Here is a 22,087-nt window from a genome sequence, read left to right on the forward strand (position 1 = left end):
ACGCGGCTTGCGCCGCGTGTCACAGGCCGGCCGGTCAGGCTGAGCGCTTGTCCGGCGACGGCTCGGATTCCGGGACGCGCTCCGACGTGATCTGCGTCGGCGTGTCCGACCGATCCGACTTGGGCGACTGCGAATCCGCCTGCATCTCCTTGATCTCGGACTTGAAGATGCGCATCGACTTGCCCAGCGAGCGCGCTGCGTCCGGGAGCTTCTTGGCACCGAAGAGCAGCACGAACACGGCGATGACGATGACCCAGTGCCAGGGTTGTAGACCACCCAATTTGATTACCTCCAGACGTCTGCGCCGAGTTTACTCGCCCGCGGGGTCGATGCCGACCCGACCGGCGCGGTAGGCCCTCAGGGCTTCGGCCGCGGACTCCCGCACCCGGTCGGCCAGTGCCGGCGGCCCGAGCACTCGCACCGCCGAGCCGAACCCGAGCACGAAGCGCGCCATCCACTGATCGGAGGCGTAGGTCATGGTCGCCTCGCAGGACCCGTCGTCAAATTCCCGCAGCACCCGCAACGGGTAGTAGTCGAACATCCAGCCCGCCGACCGGTCGATGAGCAGGGTCGCCGTCGGCAGCGACGGATCGGCGGTGTCAGGATCGAACAGCGACGTGTCAGGGCCGGCCTGCACCGCCGGCGGCGGCGGCACCGACGGCTCGTCGAGCACCCGGGCGTCGACGATGCGGTCGAAGCGGAACAGCCGCACCGCCTCGGCGGAGCGGCACCACGCCTCCAGATAACTGTGGTCGGCGACCAGCACCACCCGGATCGGATCGACGACCCGGCTCGACAGGGTGTCGTGGGAGGCGGCGTAGTACTCGATCGCCAGCGCCCGGTCGTCCCGCACGGCGGTGCGCACGGCCGCGGCAGCCTCGCTCTCCACCGGGGCCGGCTCCTCGACCGCGGCGCCCTCCACGCCGTGGCCGACCTTGCCGGCGGCGGACTCGATCTTGGCGATGGCGCTGCGCGCGGCCTCCGGGTCAACCATGCCGGGCACGTCGACCAGTGCCCGCAGCGCGACCAGCACCCCGGTGGCCTCGGGGGACGTCAACCGAAGCGGATGGTCGATGCCGGCCGAGAACGTGACCTCGATGGTGTCGCCGGAGAACTCGAAATCGATCAGATCGCCGGGGCCGTAGCCGGGCAGCCCGCACATCCACAGCTGGTTGAGGTCCTCCCGGAGCTGATCGACGCTGACGCCGAGATCGGTGGCGGCCTCGGTGTAGGTGATGCGCGGGTTGGCCTGGAAGTACGGCACCATGTTCAGCAGCCGCACCAGCCGTGCGCTGACCGCCGTCATCGTGCCTGTGTCTCTCGGAGTGCCTGCGCCTCGCCGACGCCGCCGATCGGCGACAGCTGGGCCTGCAGCCGCGTGATCACGTCGTCGCGCAGGGACTGCGGCTCCAGCGCGAGCGCGTCGGCCCCGTAGCTGGCGACCTCACGGGCCAGCCGGTCGAACATCCCGATGTCGAGGGTGATCTCATCGCCTGCCCGGCCGCCGATCGTCATGGGTCCGGTCACGGTGCCGCGCTGCCGCAGCGCGGTGGCGCGTCCCGCGGCGACCCACACCCGGGCCTGCCCTGTCGCCGGCCAGTCCCCCACGACCCGTTTGACGATCTCGCGCAGATCGGTGTCCTCGGGTCTGCTGACTGCACCCGACGGCCCGATCGGGGTCACGTCGGCTCCGATGCGGGACAGCCGGAACGTCCGCACGGCGTCGCGGTCGCGGTCGTGACCGACCAGGTACCACCTTCCCCGGTCGGTGACCACCCCCCACGGTTCGACCGTGCGGGTGACGTACGGCTCGCTGCGTGACGGCCGGTGCCGGAACTGGACGGCCCGCCCGGAGTCGATGGCGGCCAACAGGATTCCGAGCACCTCCTCCGACCCCCGTAGCCCAGGAAGCGCAGCGGTCGAGGTGATCGCGACATCGTCGTCGGCCTCGATGTCGACGCCGGCGGCCCGCAACTTCAGCAGCGCGCTCTGCGTCGCGGTGATCAGCTCGGGCGACTCCCACAACTGGGTCGCCACCGCCACCGCTGCGGCCTCGTCAGGGGTCAGCTCCACCGCGGGCAGCGCGTAGGCGTCCCGATTGATCCGATACCCCTCGGTCGGGTCGCTCGGCGACACCCGTCCGGTCTCCAGCGGGATACCGAGATCGCGCAGCTCGTTCTTGTCGCGCTCGAACATTCGGGAGAATGCTTCATCGCTGGCATCGTCGGAGTAGCCGTACACCGTCTCGCGTATCCGTTCGGCGGTGATGAAGGACCGCGTGGACAGCAACGCGATGACCAGATTCATCAGGCGTTCGACTTTCGAGATCCCCACGGGTTAGAGCTTAGAGCGCGCCGGGCGCGATCCCCGGCACGAGGCGCGTGGGGACACCGACTCACATCGACGCGATGAGCCGCTTGACCCTCTCGTCGACGGACCGGAACGGGTCCTTGCACAGCACGGTGCGCTGCGCCTGGTCGTTGAGCTTGAGGTGCACCCAGTCGACGGTGAAGTCCCGGCCGGCTTCCTGCGCGGCGCTGATGAACTCGCCGCGCAGCTTGGCCCGCGTGGTCTGCGGCGGGGTGTTGACCGCGGCCTCGATCTCCTCATCGGTGGTGATGCGCGCGGCCAGGCCCTTGCGCTGCAGCAGATCGAACACTCCCCGGCCACGTTTGATGTCGTGGTAGGCCAGGTCCAGCTGGCTGATCTTCGGGTCGGACAGCTCCATGTCGTAGCGGTCCTGGTAGCGCTGGAACAGCTTGCGCTTGATCACCCAGTCGATCTCGGTGTCGACTTTGGCGAAATCCTGGCTCTCGACGGCGTCGAGCTGGCGCCCCCACAGGTCGACGACCTGCTGGATCTCGGTGTTGGGTTCGCGGGTCTGCAGATATTCGACGGCACGGGCGTAGTACTCGCGCTGGATGTCCAGGGCGCTGGCCTGCCTGCCGCCGGCCAGCCGCACCGGCCGCCGGCCGGTCAGGTCGTGGCTGACCTCCCGGATCGCGCGAATCGGGTTGTCCAGGGAGAAATCCCGAAAGGCCACCCCGGCCTCGATCATCTCCAGCACCAGCGAGGCCGAACCGACCTTGAGCATCGTGGTGGATTCGCTCATGTTCGAGTCACCGACGATGACGTGCAGCCGGCGGTATTTCTCCGCGTCGGCGTGGGGCTCGTCGCGGGTGTTGATGATGGGACGTGACCGGGTGGTCGCCGACGACACGCCCTCCCAGATGTGCTCGGCGCGCTGGCTCAGGCAGAACGTCGCCGCCTTCGGGGTCTGCAGCACCTTGCCGGCCCCACAGATGAGCTGGCGGGTGACCAGGAACGGCAGCAGCACATCGGAGATCCGGGAGAACTCGCCGGCACGCACGATCAGGTAGTTCTCGTGGCAGCCGTAGGAGTTGCCCGCCGAGTCGGTGTTGTTCTTGAACAGGTAGATGTCGCCGCCGATACCCTCGTCGGCCAGTCGTTGTTCGGCGTCGATAAGGAGGTCTTCGAGCACCCGTTCACCCGCGCGGTCGTGGGTGACCAGCTGGGTCAGGCTGTCACATTCGGCGGTCGCGTACTCGGGGTGGCTGCCGACGTCGAGATACAGACGCGCGCCGTTGCGGAGGAAGACGTTGCTGCTGCGGCCCCACGACACCACCCGCCGGAACAGATAGCGGGCGACCTCGTCGGGACTCAACCGGCGATGGCCGTGGAACGTGCAGGTCACACCGAATTCGGTCTCGATGCCCATGATTCGTCGCTGCACCTCATCGAGACTACTTGTTGCTCGGCTCACAGGTCGGCCGGACACTCGATGAGGGCCTGTGGATAACCCGGTGGGCGGGTCCGGCCGGTCTGTCAGCATGAGCCATGGGGGAAATCGCGCACGTTGACTCCGACCGCGTCCATGAGCTGGCGGGCCGCTTCGACCGCACGGCGGCCGACATCGACGACCTGCGCCGGCCCGCGTTGGAGCCCGCCGCGATGCCGGGGTCGGCGGTGACGGAGGTCAGGACCGGCGAACTGCTGGCGCCTCACCTCGACGGCGTCGTCACCGGGCTGACCGGGTGGGCCGAGGCCGCCCGCACCACGGTCGACGCGTTCAAAGACGCCGACGCCGCCAACGGCGACCGGTTCCGGTGACCACCCCGACCGTCACGATGGCGCAGCGGTGGCGCCCCGAGGCGCTGCTGGCGCTGAGCACCGGCTGGGAGGATGCCGCACGCACCCTGACCGCGCTGGTGAGCGAATCCCTCGCGGAGGCGGAGCGCAGCGTGGAGTACTGGACGGGCGCCGCGGCCGACGCCGCCCGCGAGCGCGCGCGTCATATCGCCGCGCTGGGCGCCGCGGCGGCACGGCGTCTGGTGACGGCCGCGGTGGCCGCCGGCGACGGCGCCGACCAGATCAGCGCGGCGCGCGCCGAGGTGCTCGGCGCGGTCGAGCAGGCGCACGGTGCCGGTCTGGCCGTCGCCGACGACGGTTCGGTGACGGTCGCGTCGGACCCGGCTGCGCTGCTGGTGCTGCTCTCGGGCGGGCAGCGTGCCCTCGCCACCGATCTGCTGGAGCTGCGCGCGACCGAGCTGACCGCGCGGATCGGGGCAGCGCTGCAGCGTCTGGGCGACGCCGACACCGACGCCGCCGCCGACATCACCGCCGCGCTGGGCAGCTCCGCTGCGCCGCCGACGGAACGGCCGGCGGCGACGGTGCCGGCCGGCGCGTGGCCGGTGCGCGGCGGCGATGTCGTGGACGGGTGGCCGAGGATGAGTCAGGACCGGATCGCCACCCAGATCGCGGCGATGACGCCGGATCAGCGAGCGCAGCTGGTGGCGGAGTTCCCGCAGCAGGTGGGCAACACCGACGGGGTGCCCTGGGACATGCGTGCCGCCGCCAACCGGCTCAACATCGCGACCGCGATCCTGGCCGAGGCCGGCGCGGACGAACCCTCGCAGCGGCGCATCGGCTTCTACCGCAGCCTGCTCGGCGAGATCGACGACCCGACCGGCGCGGGCCGGCTCCAGCGCACCATCGTCGCTTTCGATCCCGGCCGGGCCTCGTTGGTCGAACTCAACGGCGACCTCGCCGCCGCGCGCAGCGTCGCGGTGCTGGTGCCGGGGGTCAACACCACGATCGAAGGCTCGGCGGCCAACACCGCGACCGCGCAGCGGTTCGTCGCAGCAACCGGCGGGGACGTCGCGGTGATCACCTACCTGGGCGGACCGTTCCCGCAGGTGCACAACCCCGCCGACGTGCTGTTCGATGCGGCCGACCCGCACTACGCGCTGGAGATGGCGCCGCGACTGGTGGCATTCACCGAGGACCTCGACCGGCGGGTGCCCGACGGCGTGCCGGTGACGGTACTGGGCCACTCGTACGGCGGGTCCATCGTCGGGACCGCCGAGACGCTCGGGCTGACGTCGGACCGCACCGTGTTCCTGGCCGCCGCGGGCGCCGGAGTCGGCGTCGACGACGCCGGCGACTGGCACAACCGCAATCCGGGCGTGCAGCGGTATTCGATGACCGCGCCCGGCGATTTCATCGAGCTGGTGCAGGGCATCCCCGGCGGACCCCACGGCGTCGACCCGGACGAGATCACCGGCGTGATCCGTTTGCGCACAGGGGTTTACGACGACGGCAGCCCGGTGGCCGGGTGGGGCGCGCACAGCGGGATGCTGAACCGGCCCTCGGACGCGTGGCGGACGATCCTGGCGGTCATCACCGGGGACCGCCCGGTGGGCGTCAGCCGCGGGCCGTCCAGCCCAGCCGGCGGCTGACACGGTCAGCGGCCGCGACGGTCTGCTTGGCCACCTCGTCGAACCGGTCCACCGCGAGTCGATAGGACGGACCCGAAACACTCAGCGCCGCAATCACTTGCGCGTGCACGTCGAACACCGGCGCGGCGACGGCGTTCAGCCCGACCTCGAGCTCCTCGCACACGCTCGCCCAGCCACGGTCACGCACCGCCGCCAACTGGTCCTGCAGTTCGACCATGCCGGTCACGGTGGCGTCGGTGAACGCCGTCAGCGGCGGCCGCACCCGGGACCGCAGTTCGGCGGGGTCCAGCCCGGCCAGCAGCACCTTGCCGCTGGATGTCGCATGCGCCGGGCAGGTCTGCCCCACCCAGGTCCGCAACGTGATCTCGGCGGGGCCGATCGTCTCCACGATGTTGACGATGCGGTCCTGGTCGAGCACCGCGAGGTTGGCGGTCTCCCCCACCTCGGCGCTCAGCGCATCGCATGCCTCCTGCCCGAGCTTGACCAGATCGATCTGGCCTCCGGCGACGTGCGCCAGCCGCGGGATCGCGAAACCCAGGCGGTATTTGCCGCGTTCGGAGACCTGTTCGACGTAGCCGCGCGCCTCCAGCACCGCGATCAGCCGGGACACCGTGGACTTGTGCACACCCAGCTCGGCGGCGATCTCGGTGACCCCGGCCGCACCGAGGCCGGCGACGATCTCCAGCACTGTCAGCGCGCGGTCCACCGACTGCACGGCAGCCGGTGCTCGGTCGTCGGTGGCCATTGCGCAGTGAGCCTATACGCCGGTGAGCCCGAGGTTGCCGACCCGCCGCCGGACCGCGGCGATCTCACGCAGACCGTCGCCGAGCAGGCTGCGGTTCAGCGGGGACAGCTCCGACATCGTGATGATGTCCCCGGGGGTGTGCCCGGCGGCGACCTGCTCGACCTGATGGGTCATCCGCAGCCGTTGCAGCATCGCGAACACGTCGCACAGGGTGCGGGCATCGCGCTCGCTGAGCGCCCCGGCCTCGGCGCCGGCCTGCAACCGCGTCGGGGTGCTCGCCGAGGTGACGCCCGCGGTCAGCCCGGCCCACCGGGCCAGGTTCACCACCGGGGTCACGGCGTGGTTCTTCAGGTCGAAGGTGCCCCCGCGGCGCGACAACACGTCGCGCAGCGAGCGGGTGCGCATCTTGCCCGACAGCGCGTCGAGCAGCTGCAGCCGCAAAGCGTTCGGATGCTGTTCACGGATGCGCTGGTAGGCGGCGGGCACGGTGTGCAGGCCCGGGTCGCCCCACACCACGCGGCCGTCGATCAGCAACGACGACAGGACCAGCCCGCGGTCGCGCAGCGGGTCACTCAGCCAGCCCTGCGCGGTGTGCAGCCAGTCCGACTGCGATCGCGAGAACATCGTCTTGGACGCGACCGCGCCGTTACGGTCCGACGGCAGGCCGGACGCGTCCACCATTCCGTGCACCTCGGCGGCGAGGGCACGCAGCCGCGGCGCCTGCCCGCCGAGTTCGTCGCGCCAGGACAGCGCGCTGTCCACGTCCGAGGACGGCATCGCCTCGCGCCGGGCCACGCTGCCCAGGGTCAGCCAGGCGAATCCGTCGAGGTTGCGGTACTGCGGTTGGGCCACAACCAGTTCCAGGGCGCGACGGACCAGGCTGTCGACGACGACCGACAGGATCGCGCTGGTGGCGGCGGCCTTCGTGCCGCTGCGGAACAGGTCGACGGCGGTGCCGGTCACGCGTTTGCCTGCGGCCTGCAGTTCGGCGGCGGTGCCCGCCTGGGCGATGGCGCGGCGCAGCGTGAAGCTCTGCCGGGCGGTCGCGGCCAGCAGATCGGCGTCTTCGAGCACGCCGACGACCTCGCCGCGCGGCGTCAGCACCGGCATGTGCCGCAGCCCGCATTCCAGCATCTCCATCAGCACGCTGTCGGCGCTCAGATCGGTGGTGACCGTGCGGGCCGGCGCACTCATCACCCGTTCGATCGCGACGTCGACCGGCACACCCGCGGCGACGACGCGGGCGCGCAGATCGCGGTCGGTGAAGATGCCGAGCGCGCCGTCGGGCAGCCGCACCAGTGCGTAGGACACGTGGCGTTCGGTCATCTTCACGACGACGTCGCGCACCGCGTCGCCGGGTTCGACGACGAGCACCTCGCCACGCACCAGCTCGCTGACCGGCGTGCTGTCGGGGGCGGGCATCAGAGTCGACCGCTCGGCGGCGTGGTTCCAGCCCGAGGATGCCAGGAACGCCAGGCCCGAGGGTTTGGCGAACTGCGCGCGCACCAACGCTCCCGGAAGCCGCACCAGCGTGCTGGGCGCAGTGGTTCTGGCCTCGAAATCCATTCCGGCGCCTGCCAGCAACGGCATGTACCCGAATATCCCGCCCGGGGTCACGATGTCGATGAGCGCGCCGTCGCCGGTGGTCCGCAACGCGACGGCGCCGTCGCGCACCATCCACACCTCGTCGGGCACCCGGCCCGTGTAGTCAGCGACCACCACCCCGGCAGAAAATTGCGTCAGCGACGCCCCGCCCGCGAGTGCGTCGAGTTCGTCCTGCGTCGATCCCTGAAACGGTGTGTGAGCGGCCAGGAACGCGGCCAGGCCGGCCTTCTCAGGTGGCTCTGATGAGGTCGGCACACTTCTCCGCCATCGTCATCACGGTGATGTTCGGGTTCACCGACGGCAACTTCGGCATGGCCGAGGCGTCCACCACCCGCAGGCCGGTAACCCCCTTGACCCGCAGTTGCGGATCGAGCACCGCCATCGGGTCCGACACCGCACCCATCCGCGCGGTCGCTGCCGGGTGGTAGACGGTGTTGTGGCAGCGGTGGATGTAGTCGAGCAGTTCGTCGTCGGTGGTCGCGTCGGGGCCGGGCGCCAGTTCTGCACCCACCCACGGCGTCAACGGCGCCTGTTCGGCGATGCGACGGGCCAGCCTGACGCCGGCGAGCATGATGCGTTCGTCGTAGCCGTCGGGGTCGGTGAAGTAGCGCGGGTCCACCCTGGGCCGGTCGCGGAAATCGCGGGAGCGCAACCGCACCGTGCCCCGGGATCGGCCCTGGGTCACGTTGGGCGTCAAGCAGAAACCGTTGTCGGTGGTCGGGTAGCCGTGGCGCAGGGTGTTCATGTCGAAGGGGACACTGCCGTAGTGCATCATCAGGTCCGGCTGGCGCGGGCCGTCGTCGACGGTGGTGAACACGCCGATCTCCCACCACTGGGTCGACGTGCGCACCATGGGCTGGGCGGCCTGCCAGAACACCAGCCCCTCAACGTGGTCGTCGAGGTTGGCCCCGACGCCGGGTGAGTCAACCCGCACCTCGACGCCGATCTCCCGCAGGTGAGCGGTGGGCCCGATGCCGGAGAGCATCAACAACTTCGGGGTGTCGATCGCACCCGCGGTGACGATCACTTCGCGCCGCGCGGACACCGTGTCATAGCCGGTGAGGTCGGGTCGCTGGTAGCGCACCCCGGCGGCGCGTGACCGCTCGTCGAACAGGATCTCCGACACCCAGCAATCGGTGCGGACCTCCAGATTCCGGCGGGTGCCCAGGATCGGGTGCAGGAACGCGTGGCTGGTCGAGAGCCGGGTGCCATCCGCGGTCGCGTTGATCTGGAACCAGCCCGCGCCGTTGCGCATCGTCTAGGTAGTGTCTGTTAATTGCGGACGCGGTGATAGATGATGATCGCAGCTAGGGTGACGCCCCCGAGGTAGCTCAGCGCGTATTTGTCGTATCGGGTGGCGATACCTCGCCAGTGCTTGAAGCGGTTGAAGGATCGCTCGACGGTGTTGCGGTGCTTATAGATTCGCCCGGAGAACGCCGGTGGCCGTCCGCCTTTGCTTCCCCGGCTCTTTCGGCGGGCGATCTGGTCGCTGCGCTCGGGAATGGTGTGGGCGATTTTGAGCTGGCGCAGTCGGGCTCGGGTCGAGTCATGGGAGTACGCCTTATCGGCGAGTAGCCGAAACTTTGGGCCCTGATGGGCAGTCAGCAGTGGCCACAGCATCGGGTTGTCGCCGGCTTGCCCCGGCGACAGTGCCATGGTGACCGCGCTGCAGCGTTGATCGGCCAGCGCGTGGATCTTCGTTGTCAGCCCGCCGCGTGAACGGCCGATGGCATGGTCATCGGGCTCATCGGGGTGTTTGTTGTAATTCGACAGATCCCCCTGTGTGGCGACCAGGGCGGGCACCAGCGGCATGCTGATGTACACGCACGCTGGTCGAATCCACCGCCAGCAGCAGTTCGACCAGCTCAGCGTCAGCGTCATCGACATCGATGTCACGGGAGATCGCTGCGAAGATCTGCGCGTAGGTGCCGTCGGTGGACCACCGCAGGTGACGTTCAGCCACCGACTGCCAGGCGCCGAACTGCGCGGGCAGATCGCGCCACGGAGATCCAGTCCGGTAACGCCAGATAATTCCTTCCAGCGTCACCCGATGATCGTTCCACGGCCGCCCGCGCCGTCGACCCGAAGGCAGTACCGGCTCAATCACCGACCACAAGTCATCAGAAATCACATCAGTCCGTAACACTTAAACAGCATCAGGCACAACATCGTTCACATTAAGCAGACACGCCCTAGCCGCGGTTGAATTTCACCGTGGGTATGCCGACTTGCGCCGCGGCGTCGAGAACCGCTGTGCCGCAGGGATCCTCGGGCGGCACGTCGCGCAGCACCACGGTCTCGGTGAGCCGCCGGACCAGCGGCAGCACGTCCCCGGCCCCCCATCCGGTGGCGCCCATCGCCACCCATTCGTCGAGCGCCTCGGCGGGCGGATGGAACGCGATGCACGAATTGTGCGACGAGCACCCGCCGAGCACCTTGGCCCTGGCGTGGCGCATGAACGAGTTTCCGCGCTCCTGGGGTTCGATCGGGTAGTCCCAGTCGTAGCCGGAGTCGAGCAGGTGCATCCAGTCCGACAGCACCAGGATCGCGTCGTCGCCGACATCGGACGGGCCCGCCTCGACCAGGCAGACCGTCACGTCCGGATCCTCGGAAAGCCTTGCCGCCAGCACACATCCGGCAGTACCGCCGCCGGCGATGACGTAATCGAAGGTCGCGCCCTCAGCCATCAACGTCCGCCAGGGTCTCGGCGGCATGGGACTTCAACGTGCCGATGTGCTTGCGCCCCTTGAGGAAGTACCAGAGCAGCCCGGCGCCGACGATGATGCCGATGTAGACGAACGCGCCCCAGGTGTTGTACCAGGGTTCACCGTAGACCGCGGCGCGCGGCCAGGCGAGGTTTACCGCCATCCCGATCCCCCACACCACGGCCACGATGTTGACCGGCAGCCCCCAGCGGCCCATGGTGAAGTAGCCGCCTTCCTTGAGATCCGCCGGCGGCCAATGCCCTTGCAGCCGCTTTTTGAGCAAGGGGCCGGTGACCATCAGGTAGGCCAGGTAGATCATGATGATGGCGATCGAGGTCAGCACCGTGAAGATCTGCGGATTGGTGATGTTGACGACCAGGATGATCACCGCGATGATCCCGATGGTCACGGCCGGGACGATCGGGGTCTGGGTCCGCGGGTTGACCGTGGCCAGTTTCTCGCCGAACGGCAGCGCGTTGTCCCGGGCCATCGCGAACGTCAGCCGGATCGCGGCGGTGTGTACCGCCAGACAGCACACCGTCACCGCGATCACGATGCACGCCAGGAAGATCTTGCCCAGCGGGCCCCACATCACCTGCTCGACGATGTACTGCAGACCGCCGCTGCTCTCGCCGAGCTGCGGGTCCGCAAGGTTGGGCGCGGCCATCACCGCGAACACCAGGATGCCGCCGCCGATCACGAACGAGGCCAGGATGGCGCGGGCGATCGCCTTGGGCGCGGTGCGGCGCGGTTCTACCGTCTCCTCGCCGAGTGAGCTCGCGGTGTCGAATCCGTACATCACATAACCCGACGCCAGCGACGCGATCAGGAACGCGCCGAGAAAGCCCATGCTCTCCCCCGAGCCGTAGCCGTTGGTGGAGAAGAAGATATCCGGGCTGTTCTGCACGTTGATCGCCAGCAGGAACACGATGAGTACCGCGGCGATCAATTCGATGAACACGCCGCTGGAGTTGATGCGCGCCATCAGGCGCACCCCGAGCGCGTTGACCGACGTGGTGAACACGATCAGCACGGTGCCGAGCAGTACCGCATTGGCGGCGTAGTCGTAGGTGCCGCTGCCGTCGCCGATGACCTGGAAGCCGCTCCACAGCCGGGGCAGGTTCAGCTGGTAGGCCAGCGCGACCGCCGAGATGGTCACGATCGAGGCCGTCAGCATCAGCCAGCCCGAGGTCCAGCCGACCAGCCTGCTGGCCAGCTTCTTGCTCCAGTTGTAAACCGAGCCCGCCACCGGGTATTTCGCGGCCAGTTCCATGAAGCACAGCGCGACGGCCATCTGACCGACGAACACCATCGGCCACGACCACAGATAGGCCGGTCCGGCGGTGCCGTAACCGAAGTAGAAGAGCTGGAATGTGCCGGTCAGGATCGAGATGTAGCTGACGCCTGCGGCGAAGCTGGCGAACTTCCCGATGCTGCGGTCCAGTGACTCCTTGTAGCCGAAATCCTCCATGCCACTGTCGGCATGGATCTGTTTGATCACCGTCGTGCGAGCCTGCCCCTTCCCCGGACGGACTAACCTTTGAACCAACCCGCAGCAGTGGGAGCGGTGTTGTGCCAGATGTGTTTGAGTTCCTGGTATTCCGCGAGCCCGGTGGGCCCTAGGGCGTGTCTCCCATATGGCGTGTCCAGATGATGCACGCGCTGAGGACTACGGCGGCGCGGTAGACGATGGCGAGCTTGTCGTAGCGGGTGGCCAGTCCGCGCCATTGTTTGAGCAGGGCGAAAGATCGTTCGACGAGATTGCGCTGCTTGTAGCGGATCTCGTCGAACGCCGGCGGTCGCCCGCCTCGTCGTCCACGGCGTAGCCGTGCGGCGATCTCGTCGCTTTTCTGCGGGATGACCGCGGCGATCCCACGATCGCGCAGCATCCGTCGTGCGACCCCGCTGGAGTAGGCGCGGTCGGCGATCACCGCATCCGGGTGCGAACGCGACCGTCCGTGGTGGCGCGGCACGACGATCTCGTCGAGCACACCTGCCAGCATCGCCTGGTCGTTGCGTTGCCCACCGGTGATCACCACAGCCAGTGGTCGACCGTTGCCGTCGACGGCGGTGTGGATCTTGGTGGTCAATCCACCCCGTGACCGCCCGATACCGTGACCTGCGGGTTCGCACTCGGTCAGCGGCAGATTCGTGTAATTCGACCCAGCCCCCTGTGTCCTGATCGGGTCGGGTCGTGTTCGTCGCGTGCTGATGCGCCCGGTTGATCGTGGCGTCTACCGATACCGTCCAGTCCAATCGGCCGTCGGCATCGGCGGTCGCCAACAGTGCCATCAGCACCCGATCCCACGTACCGTCACCGGCGTAGCGACGATGGCGCTTCCACACCGTCTGCCAGGGCCCGAACTCCGAACGAGGCAGGTCACGCCACGGAATCCCGGTCCGGTACCGGTAGATGATGCCCTCGACAACCCGTCGATCGTCACCAAAGGGGTGCCCGCGACGCCCCTCATTGGAGGGCAACAGCCTCGAAATCAACTCCCACTGGGCATCATTGAAAAACCGGAACCGCGAAGCCATCGTCACCTCGACAGCATCGCCTCAAAACCGAGTCCCATAAGGGAGACACGCCCTAGGAGTCTGCTGAATTAGTGGGTTGATGGGGCGGGGCGTCTCAAGCGCTCGTCGGCGCGTGTGTGAAGTCACAGGCAGGCCGACAGATTCGGGATTGCCCCGCCGTTTGGGGCGTGGCAATCCGATGTTCGCGCCGCAAGGCCGCCGGGATGTCTGGGCTTAGGCGATGGCCCAGGTGGTGCCGGTGTGGGTCAGGCCCATGCTGATCAGGCGGCGCAGGTTCAATGCGGCGGCGCGGTGGTGCAGCCAGTGGTTGTTCTTGCTGACGCCGCGGTAGCGGACTTTGCGGTTGCCGCGGGTCAACCAGGCGATCGAGCGTTCCACCATGGGGCGGTGTTGGCGGTACTCGGCCTGCCATTCGGGTGTGCGCGCGATGGCCCGGGCGGCACGTAGGTGCGGTTCGTGTTCGCTGATGGTGAGCTTTCGCCCACGCACTGCGGTGGTGCACAGGTGCCTCAAAGCGCATGACCGGCAATGCTTTTCGAATGCGGCTCCACCGCTAGGCCCGATGGGGATGGTGTGCTCGGCCGGACACGTCACGGTACGGGCCGCGAAATCGATGGTGAAGTCATCGCTGGTGAACCCACCCGGGACCGGGGTTCTCAGCGGGAGCGGTTTGATCACGGCGACATGCTTGAGCTCGGCCAGCGTCGCCCGTGCCTGACCGGTGCCGTAGGCCGAATCGCCGAGCACCCGCACCGCCGTCGTCTCGTGTGCCAGCAGCGCCAGTCCGATGACGGCTTCGTGATTGTCTTGTCCGCTTGCCTTGGTCAGCGCGCAGTCGGTGATGATCCCGGTATCAGGTTCGACCGCGATGTGGGCCTTGTATCCGTCCTGGCGGCGATGCACCGTCTTATGGGCATGGCGGGCTTCGGGATCCACGGTAGAGATCACCCGATCACCGGCCACCTTCTGCGCGATGCGCCACTGCCCGTCGGTGCCATCAGAACCCTCGACCGGTTCGACGTCCTGGCCGGCGACCAGCGCCAACAACGACACCGCCTCAGCGGCGCGCGGGCCCAGTTCCTGGTCGGGCAGATGCCCCAGCAGCCGGTGCGCATCGCCGACCAAGGCGTCGACAAGCTGGTCGCGGGCGGTTCTGTCGTTCCAGGCGATCGCCGGTTTACCCGGATCGCTGTAATCGTGGGCGGTGCAGTAAGTGGTGATCACCTCGCCGGCCCCTGGGACTTCGCGCCCGACCCGGCGGATCGCAGCGATCAGCTGGGTTACGGTGTCCTGGGTGGACACCGCATCATCGAGCACGGTGGAGTCCAACGCTCGCCGCGTCTTTTTGGCCAACACACCGGTCTGCGCCACGACGGCCTTGACCGCCTCAAAGATCCGGTCCGGCGCCTGCGAGGCCGCCAGCCGGCGCCGCCAATAGGTCAGCGTGGTCGAGTGAAACGCCGGCGCGGTCACCGCCAACCCGCACGCGGCTTTCCAGCGCAGATCGAAGGTGACCGCGTCCACGGTCTCGCTATCAGAGAGCCCGTGCAGGGCCTGCAAGGTGATCACCGAGGCCATCACCTCGGCCGGCACGCTCGGACGCCCCCGCCGCGACGGGAAAAGATCAGCGAACATCGCCTCGGGAAACAACTCGTGGCGGTGTTCGGCCAGGAATACAAACATGCTGTCGGACTTCAGCAGATGCCCGGCAACCGACTCCGCATCCAACAGCTCACGCTGATCCTCAGAATGCCCCTGCATCCATTAATCATCTCGAGAACCCAGCCACAAACCCCGCCACCACGCCGGATTAATTCAGCAGACTCCTAGCTGTGCAGCGTGTCCGATACCGCGTACAGGCCGGGGCCACGTGGTACCCGGAGACAAGATTCGCGCGCGTTATCAACGGCTTTGGGATCTGGTCGCCACGGCCGCCCGCCGCGCGGACGAGGCAACGTTCTACGACAACAGCGCGATCCGCGGTCCGCGTATCGTTGCTCAACTCGCTGCCGGCACCGCCGTGGGTCAACCCACGTGGCCCTCTTGGACTCCGTCTCCTCTCGTCGGTCGCTGGCCGCACAGGTGACGTCGACGCCGACCGGGCGCATATGAAAGAACGGCGGCACCTGGCAGTCGCGCCGCGGGCGATCGCCTCAGGCGGTGGGATCGAGTTCTGCTTGGTGGTGGAAGTGCCGCCACATCCGGGCGCCGCCGGACAACGCGACGAGTACGCCGATCCCGCCGATCACGATGCCGATGAACAGCGCCAGGAACAGTGGGTCCACGGCATCGCCGGGCTCGCCGGCTCCGATCATGCCGCCGACGAGGAATCCGAACAGCGGCGCCAACACCGCTACCGAGCCGCCCAGCAGCGCGCGCCACAGACCGGGCGGGGTCGGCTCGAGCACGACGGGCCGTCCCGGAGCTGGCGCATCGTCGGTCGTCTGCGCCTGGTCAGCTACGCTGTCACTCATCGGATTTCACCCTCCTGATGTGGGGGACGGTGTCGCCGCTCGACCTGTCGGACGACGACGTTGTCTGTCCGCCTTCGAGGAACGGGCGGACGATGTCGATCGGGATCGGGAACACAACCGTCGAGTTCTGGTCGGCGCCCAGTTCCAGCAGGGTCTGCAGGTAGCGCAGCTGCAGCGAGGCGGGGCTCTCGCTGAGTGTGATTGCCGCGTCGCGTAATTCGGCCGAGGCTTGGAGTTCTCCATGAGCGCTGATCACCTTGGCGCGTCGTTCCCGCTCGGCTTCGGCCTCCCGGGCCATCGCCCGTTGCATCATCTCCGGGATCTCGACGTCCTTGATCTCGACGACTTCGACGAGGATGCCCCAGGGCTCGGTCTGCTTGGCGATGGAGGCGGCGAGATCCTCGTTGAGGTCGGCCCGGTGGGCCAGCAGGGTGTCGAGGTCGGCGCGTCCGACGACCGAGCGCAGCGTGGTCTGGGCGATCTGTGACGTCGCGACCGCGAAGTTCTCCACGGCCATCACCGATTTGGTGGGCTCGGTGACCCGGAAGAGGACCACAGCGTTGACCCGTGCGGTGACGTTGTCGCGGGTGATCACTTCCTGCGGCGGGATGGTCAGCGTCACGGTCCGCAGATCGACCCGCACGAGTTTGTCGATGCCCGGCACCACGATCACGATGCCGGGTCCGAGAGGTCCCCGTAGCCGGCCGAGACGGAAGGCGACACCGCGCTCGTACTCCTTGACGATCCGGATCGAGGCGACCGCAAGCACCAGCAACACCAGGATCAGGAAGGCGAGAACAACCATCCAGGCCTCCATCAGTGCATCTCCCGACGCTCGGCTCGCCGGTCCGACGCATAGGACGTGCGGCGTCGAACCTCGTTCTCGGCAATGCGTTTTCGTTCCTCGAGGTTCTCGTCGAGGGAGGCAAAGCTCACCCCGACCGGCACCGCCGGGGTGCGGCGCAGGTGCGACCACAGCGGCAGCGTCACCACCACGAACACCACGGCCGAGCCGACCAGCAGCAGGGCCTCGGCGGCGGTGTCGGAGGCCAGCGCGGTCGCCAGCGGCAAAATCACCGCGATGACGCCGATAGCACAGGCGATCCCGCGGTGGAAGCGTGCCGACTCCGATGCCGGCCAGTTGTCGATGGCGCGGCTCATCTCGCGGCCGTCGTGGGAGGTGGTGCAGCTTTCTTTGACTGGGCAGGCGTTGCAGACAGTCGGGGTGCCCCGATACCGCATCACCCGGTTGTCCGGGTCAAAAGACGTGGGCCACAACCACTGATCCTGTGGGCATTGCCAAGCGTCGTGGTCCTCGTGGTAGAGGAAGCCGCCGGATCGGTGTTGTTCCACCTTCGCCGCGGCGCGTCGGGCGAACATGTCGATGCCGTACGCGACAAGGACGAGCAGCACCCCGTAGGCGATGGTCAGCCACGCGGCGATCCCGATGCCGGCGATCACGTGCTGCCTCCGCTGTCGTCGGTGATCGCCCGATTGTCGGAGGCATAGCGGCTGCGCTCCGGCAGCACCACGCCGGTGCGGTCTTCGGCCGCCTCGGCATGTTCCTCCACGAACAGGGTCTCGGCGGGCAGGGTGTGGGTGGTCGCCTTGATCCCGTAGCGGACGCCGAGCCATGCGATCCACACAAACGGCAGGACGCCGCCCAGGATGAACAGGAAGTCGCCGGGCATGCGCAGCCACTCGAGCACGACGTTGCCCGACTGCGTGATGTAGTTCAGCGTGCGGGCTTCGTAATAGCCGTCGTTGACCGAGTGCCACAGCTGCAGGACACCGAGCGGAAGCAGAGTCGCGAAGACCATCCACGCCAGGCCGATGTTCAGCGACCAGAACGACAGTTTCGCCAGCTTGTCCGGCCATCGCTCCGGCGGGATGATGTAGCGCAACGCGAATAGCGCCAGCCCGACGGCGAGCATGCCGTAGACGCCCATCATGGCGCCGTGCGCATGGTTCGCGGTCAGCGCGGTGCCGATCTGGTAGTACGACACGATCGGCAGGTTGATCAGGAAGCCGAACACTCCGGCACCGACGAAGTTCCAGAAGCCCACCGCGACAAGGAACATCACCGCCCACCGATGCGGGAACGGGGCGCTGCTGCGGGACTGCTGCCGGGAGCCCAGCTGCAGGAACGTCCACGCCTCCACGGTCAGGAAGGTCAGCGGGATCACTTCGAGCGCGGAGAAGAAGGCACCCAGCGCCATGTGCTCGACCGGCGTACCGGAGAAGTACAGGTGGTGCATGGTCCCGAGTACGCCGCCCACCGAGTAGAGGATGACGTCGAGGAAGATCAGCTGGATGGCGATCTTGCGTCGCACCACACCCAACATCACGAAGATGTAGGCAACCATCACGGTGGTGAACAGTTCGAGGAAGTCCTCGACCCACAGATGCACCACCCAGAAGCGCCAGAATTCGGCGACCGTCAGGTGCGTCTCGGTGCCGGCGAGCATGCCGACCGCGTAGAACGCGGGGATCGCCAGGCCTGCGTAGAAGAACAGCCACGGCATGTTCAGTTTGCTCTCGGTCTTCAACCGGGAGCGGATCGACCGGAAGATGATCGCCATCCACAGGAACAGCCCGATGACGAGCAGGGCCTGCCAGAACCGGGGCAGGTCGAGGTATTCCCACTGCTGGTCGAAGAAGATAGAGCCCTTGGCCCATTCGACGCCGAAGGTGCTCAGCGCCGTGCCCACCAGCGTGCCGACCACGACGACGAACAGTGCGCCGAGCAGTCCGTAGGTCAGCCACGACTGCCGGCGAGGTTCGCGTCCGGAGATGATCGGGGCCAGGAAGATTCCCGCGGCCAGGAACGAGGCCGCCGTCCACAGCAGCGACAGTTGGACATGCCAGGTCCGCGCCAGGTTGAACGGCAGGATCTGGGCCAGGTCCAGACCGAAGAAGTTGCTCAGTTCGGCCCGGTAATGCTCGATGGCCCCACCGAGGATCGCTTGGGCGAGGAAGAGCACCGCGACGACGAGGAAGAACCACGCGGTCGCCTTCTGCGACGGGGTGATCGCCACCTGGCCGGGCTGGCGGAAGGCCAGCGACGGTGTTTCGGTGGCATGCCAGCCGATCTTGCGGCTCCACCGGCCGTAGAGGGCGAAAAGGGCACCCAGCCCGGCCAGCAGTGCGATCAGCGACATTGCCGACCAAACCAGGATGTCGGCGGTCGGCGTGTTGTTGACCCGCTGTTCGGGCGGCCAGTTGTTCGTGTACGAGTAGGCGTGGCCGTCCCGTTCCGCGGCGCTGGCCCACGCCGTCCACGCGAAAAATGCGGTCAGCTCGTGGATCTCCTGCGGGTCGGTGATGACGCGCGGGATCAAGCCGTGCTCCGTCGAGTCGGTGCCGAAATAATCAGCGTAGTAGGCACGGATTGCTTCGAATGCACTGACCTGCTCGGCGGTGAATTGCAGAGTCCCGCTGGCCTCGTCGTAGCGGTTGGTCCGCATGATCTCGACTACCCCGGCCGTCGGATCCTGCGCACCGGAGTTCCGCAGTTCGTCGCCGACGTGGTCGGCGGACAGACGGAGGTACTCGGCGGTGTAGTCGGGTCCGAGGTAGCCCCCGTGGCCCATCACCGACCCGTATTGCTGGAGTCCACGCCGCAGGAAGGTCTGTTGCCCGGCGGTGATCTGCGCCTCGGTGAACAGCGTCTGCCCGTCCGGCGCGACGACGCGCTGCGGCAGCGGCATGGAGTCGGAGTACGTGCGGGCGGCCAACAGCCCCATGACCGTGAAGCCGAACACCAACACCAGGGCGACGCCCTGCACCCACCCCTTCGAGATGGCGAGTTCCGCTTTCGACGGAGCCGGTTCCAAGAACTGATCGGTCATTGCCACCCCCGGCATGCTCGATGTCAGATTCGTAGCGTCCAGGAAGACAACTTAGCCAACTCGACGCGAAAGTTCTCGATGTTCCGGCGACGCGCGTCCATTGGGCCGGATCCGCGCTCCGCCGGCGGCCGAAATGTCAGAGGTGCCTCATACAGTGCCGTCATCGCTATCCACCTGGGGAGGAGACGGAGATGGCACCCAAACCCACGGCAGCTGTGCGGCCGGTCGACATCGTGCCCGCACGACCACGTCCGATGCTGTCGGTCGTGATCGCGCTCGTGCAGCGTGGCGAGTCTTCGTACCGGTACTCAGCGCGGTCGGCAGAGCTTGGCTGGACCGGAACGGTGCAAGCCGAATGCGCGGACACCGCGGTGCTCGACGTCATCCGCGGATCCGCGACAGTCAGTGCGGGCAGTCGAGCGGTTCCGCGCGGAGGGCAAGACGGTGCTGTTGCACTGCGTCGAGGCCCAGAGCCGGACACCGTCCGTCGCGGCGCTGTACGGGGCGGGCCTTCGGGGAGTAGGCGCGCACGAGGCGCTCGACGCAGTCATGCGGGTGCTCCCGCGCGCTCGCCCGAATCCGGCGTTCCGGGAGGCGTTGGCACGGTTGGCTCCGTCGGGCGCTCGGCTATAAAAAGGGAATCCCAAGCAGATGTTGGTCGCCATCGGAGCACGGTTATCGGGGAGAAGGTGCCGATTGCTGTCCAGCGGAGCCGTCACGCTTGGAGGCAAGACGTGGGCATGAGCGTCGGGGGTTCCACCCATCCTCATCTCCATTCGCCCTGCCCAAAGTGCGGGTACGCGATGCGGTCGAAAGATCGTTCGACGAGATTGCGCTGCTTGTAGCGGATCTCGTCGAACGCCGGCGGTCGCGCCCTGCTCAAACAATGGCGCGGACTGGCCACCCGCTACGACAAGCTCGCCATCGTCTACCGCGCCGCCGTAGTCCTCAGCGCGTGCATCATCTGGACACGCCATATGGGAGACACGCCCTAGCTCCCGACCGTTGCCCGACCTGCCGAATCCGCCCCATTCCGCCGAGGCGGTGTAGTAGCCGAAGTCGTTGAGCCACACCGTGCCGTGCCGCAGTGCCCGCACTACACGTTCGCCCCGCGCCGGGTCCGAGGTCCGGACGCCGGCGGCAAGACCGTACTCCGTGTCGTTGCCGAGAGCGATCGCCTCGTCCTCGGTGGTGAACCGCTCGACCGCGTCAGTATCGGGCCGAACGTCTCCTCGGCCACGATCCGCATCGACCGCTCACAGCCGTCGAAGATGGTGGGCAGGAAGAAATACCCGTCGGCCAGCGCGGGTTCGTCCGGCCGACGCCCGCCGCACACCAGTCGGGCACCTTCGGAAATTCCCAGTTGCACATAGGATTCCACCTTCGTACGGTGCTGCTCGGACACCAATGGTCCGGTCTCGCTGGCCGGGTCCAGCCCGTCCCCCATCCGGATCTTCCCGGCCCGCGCGGCGACTGCGGCGACGAAGTCGTCGGCGATGGACTCTTCGACGATCAACCGTGTGCCCGCCGAGCAGACCTGACCCGAATGCAGGAACACCCCGGTCAGGACGTGGTCGACCGCTGCGTCCCATCCCGAATCCCCGATGTCGGCGAACACGATGTGCGGGTTCTTGCCGCCGAGCTCAAGAGCGACTTTGGTGACGTGCTCGGCGGCGGCCCTGGCGATGGCGCGTCCGGTGGCCAGTCCCCCAGTGAACGAAATGAAGTCGACGGCCGGGTTGTCGGTGAGCGCCGCGCCGAGCCTGGCGCCGCTGCCCTGCACCAGGTTCACCACCCCGGGCGGCACCCCGGCCTCGGCGAGCAGCCGGACGAACGCGATCGTGGTCAGCGGCGTGACCTCGCTCGGTTTGGCGACCATCGTGGCGCCCGCCGCCAGGGCCGGGGCCACCTTCCACGACATCTGCAGCAGCGGATAGTTCCACGGGGCGATGAGCACGCACACCCCGATCGGTTCACGCACCACGCGACTGACCACTGCAGGGTCGCCGACGTCGACGACGCGGTCGGATTCGACGCCGATCAGCTTGGCGTAGTACCGGAAAACCGAGGTCACGTCGTCGATGTCGATGCGGCTCTCGGCCAGCGTCTTGCCGGTGTCGACGGTCTCCAGCGCGGCCAGTTCCTCCTTGTCACGCTGCAGCAGGTCGGCAACACGGTCGAGCAGTGCGGCACGTTCGGTCACCGGGGTGCCCGGCCAGCGGCCGTCGTCGAACGCCGTCCTGGCGGCCTCGACCGCAGCGCAGGCGTCCTCGGGGGTGGCTTCGTCGACGACCGCGGCGACCTTGCCGCGGGCGGGGTTGATGATCTCGCGCGTGCCGCCGTCGGAGGCGTGCCGCCAGGCGCCGCCGATGTACAGGTCGGGTTGGCCGTCCATGACCTACCGGAGCCC

The 22,087-nt window shown here is 67.9% G+C and carries 15 protein-coding genes and 6 pseudogenes; 4 read left to right on the forward strand and 17 right to left on the reverse strand.

What is annotated here, in order from left to right; translation table 11 throughout:
- Positions 1-34: 34 nt before the first annotated feature.
- The 4 genes from tatA to pafA form a co-directional block, all read right to left on the reverse strand.
- On the reverse strand, positions 35-280 hold the full coding sequence (gene tatA, locus KXD97_RS25410) for a Sec-independent protein translocase subunit TatA (protein ID WP_260753351.1): 246 nt from the start codon (positions 278-280) through the stop codon (positions 35-37).
- A 30-nt stretch (positions 281-310) separates the two neighbouring features.
- The gene (locus KXD97_RS25415; protein ID WP_260753353.1) at positions 311-1,306 is read right to left on the reverse strand and encodes a YafY family protein; all 996 of its coding nucleotides are present in this window, start codon (positions 1,304-1,306) and stop codon (positions 311-313) included.
- Positions 1,303-2,334 carry a YafY family protein gene (locus KXD97_RS25420; RefSeq protein WP_260753354.1) on the reverse strand — a complete coding sequence of 344 codons (1,032 nt, stop codon included), beginning with the start codon at positions 2,332-2,334 and terminating at the stop codon, positions 1,303-1,305. The genes KXD97_RS25415 and KXD97_RS25420 overlap by 4 nt, the downstream gene beginning before the upstream one ends.
- Positions 2,335-2,395: 61 nt before the next feature.
- Complete coding sequence (gene pafA, locus KXD97_RS25425; RefSeq protein WP_260753356.1) at positions 2,396-3,754, reverse strand: Pup--protein ligase; 1,359 nt, start codon at positions 3,752-3,754, stop codon at positions 2,396-2,398.
- Between the two features lie 104 nt (positions 3,755-3,858).
- Here pafA and KXD97_RS25430 point away from each other — a divergent pair, with 104 nt between their 5' ends.
- Entirely contained in the window at positions 3,859-4,131 is a 273-nt protein-coding gene (locus KXD97_RS25430; protein WP_260753357.1) for a hypothetical protein, read from the forward strand.
- Positions 4,128-5,759 (forward strand): alpha/beta hydrolase family protein, encoded by a 1,632-nt coding sequence (locus tag KXD97_RS25435; protein ID WP_260753358.1) that lies wholly within the window; start codon positions 4,128-4,130, stop codon positions 5,757-5,759. Before KXD97_RS25430 ends, KXD97_RS25435 begins: the two co-directional genes overlap by 4 nt.
- On the opposite strand, the gene KXD97_RS25440 is transcribed toward KXD97_RS25435, so the two are convergent.
- The 8 genes and pseudogenes from KXD97_RS25440 to KXD97_RS25475 all read right to left on the reverse strand — a co-directional run bounded on the left by KXD97_RS25440 (position 5,725) and on the right by KXD97_RS25475 (position 15,113).
- On the reverse strand, positions 5,725-6,504 hold the full coding sequence (locus tag KXD97_RS25440) for an IclR family transcriptional regulator (RefSeq protein ID WP_260753361.1): 780 nt from the start codon (positions 6,502-6,504) through the stop codon (positions 5,725-5,727). The two genes, KXD97_RS25435 and KXD97_RS25440, sit on opposite strands and share 35 nt — an antisense overlap.
- Positions 6,505-6,516: 12 nt before the next feature.
- Positions 6,517-8,364 carry a putative nucleotidyltransferase substrate binding domain-containing protein gene (locus KXD97_RS25445; RefSeq protein WP_260753367.1) on the reverse strand — a complete coding sequence of 616 codons (1,848 nt, stop codon included), beginning with the start codon at positions 8,362-8,364 and terminating at the stop codon, positions 6,517-6,519.
- Positions 8,339-9,367, reverse strand: a pseudogene (locus KXD97_RS25450) (GMC family oxidoreductase); the annotation flags it as partial. The gene KXD97_RS25445 and the pseudogene KXD97_RS25450, both read right to left, overlap by 26 nt.
- Positions 9,368-9,381: 14 nt before the next feature.
- Positions 9,382-10,255, reverse strand: a pseudogene (locus KXD97_RS25455) (IS5 family transposase).
- 49 nt (positions 10,256-10,304) lie between these two features.
- A pseudogene (locus KXD97_RS25460) lies at positions 10,305-10,796 on the reverse strand (GMC family oxidoreductase N-terminal domain-containing protein); the annotation flags it as partial.
- Positions 10,789-12,285, reverse strand: a complete 1,497-nt coding sequence (locus tag KXD97_RS25465) for an APC family permease (protein WP_260758147.1) — start codon at positions 12,283-12,285, stop codon at positions 10,789-10,791. The pseudogene KXD97_RS25460 and the gene KXD97_RS25465, both read right to left, overlap by 8 nt.
- 148 nt (positions 12,286-12,433) lie before the next feature.
- Positions 12,434-13,352 (reverse strand): annotated as a pseudogene (locus tag KXD97_RS33395) (IS5 family transposase).
- Between the two features lie 213 nt (positions 13,353-13,565).
- On the reverse strand, positions 13,566-15,113 hold the full coding sequence (locus KXD97_RS25475; RefSeq protein ID WP_260753369.1) for an IS1182 family transposase: 1,548 nt from the start codon (positions 15,111-15,113) through the stop codon (positions 13,566-13,568).
- A gap of 65 nt (positions 15,114-15,178) precedes the next feature.
- On the opposite strand from KXD97_RS25475, the pseudogene KXD97_RS25480 reads away from it, so the two are divergent.
- Positions 15,179-15,438 (forward strand): annotated as a pseudogene (locus tag KXD97_RS25480) (ATPase); the annotation flags it as partial.
- Positions 15,439-15,505: 67 nt separating this feature from the next.
- On the opposite strand, the gene KXD97_RS25485 reads toward KXD97_RS25480, so the two are convergent.
- From KXD97_RS25485 to KXD97_RS25500, 4 genes are read right to left on the reverse strand one after another with little or no spacing between them, the layout of a single operon-like run.
- Entirely contained in the window at positions 15,506-15,826 is a 321-nt protein-coding gene (locus tag KXD97_RS25485) for a hypothetical protein (protein WP_260753370.1), read from the reverse strand.
- Entirely contained in the window at positions 15,819-16,631 is an 813-nt protein-coding gene (locus KXD97_RS25490) for an SPFH domain-containing protein (RefSeq protein ID WP_396884556.1), read from the reverse strand. Before KXD97_RS25490 ends, KXD97_RS25485 begins: the two co-directional genes overlap by 8 nt.
- Before the next feature lie 11 nt (positions 16,632-16,642).
- Positions 16,643-17,287 carry a hypothetical protein gene (locus KXD97_RS25495; protein ID WP_260753372.1) on the reverse strand — a complete coding sequence of 215 codons (645 nt, stop codon included), beginning with the start codon at positions 17,285-17,287 and terminating at the stop codon, positions 16,643-16,645.
- Complete coding sequence (locus KXD97_RS25500; RefSeq protein ID WP_260753373.1) at positions 17,284-19,677, reverse strand: nitric-oxide reductase large subunit; 2,394 nt, start codon at positions 19,675-19,677, stop codon at positions 17,284-17,286. Before KXD97_RS25500 ends, KXD97_RS25495 begins: the two co-directional genes overlap by 4 nt.
- A gap of 405 nt (positions 19,678-20,082) precedes the next feature.
- On the opposite strand from KXD97_RS25500, the gene KXD97_RS25505 reads away from it, so the two are divergent.
- A complete protein-coding gene (locus tag KXD97_RS25505) occupies positions 20,083-20,310 on the forward strand; it encodes a hypothetical protein (protein WP_260758297.1) in 228 nt (75 codons plus the stop codon).
- Positions 20,311-20,666: 356 nt separating this feature from the next.
- Here the strand turns inward: KXD97_RS25505 and KXD97_RS25510 are convergent.
- A pseudogene (locus tag KXD97_RS25510) lies at positions 20,667-22,072 on the reverse strand (aldehyde dehydrogenase family protein); the annotation flags it as partial.
- Positions 22,073-22,087: the final 15 nt, after the last annotated feature.

It is taken from the genome of Mycobacterium sp. SMC-8 (assembly GCF_025263565.1).
Classification (GTDB): Bacteria; Actinomycetota; Actinomycetes; order Mycobacteriales; family Mycobacteriaceae; genus Mycobacterium.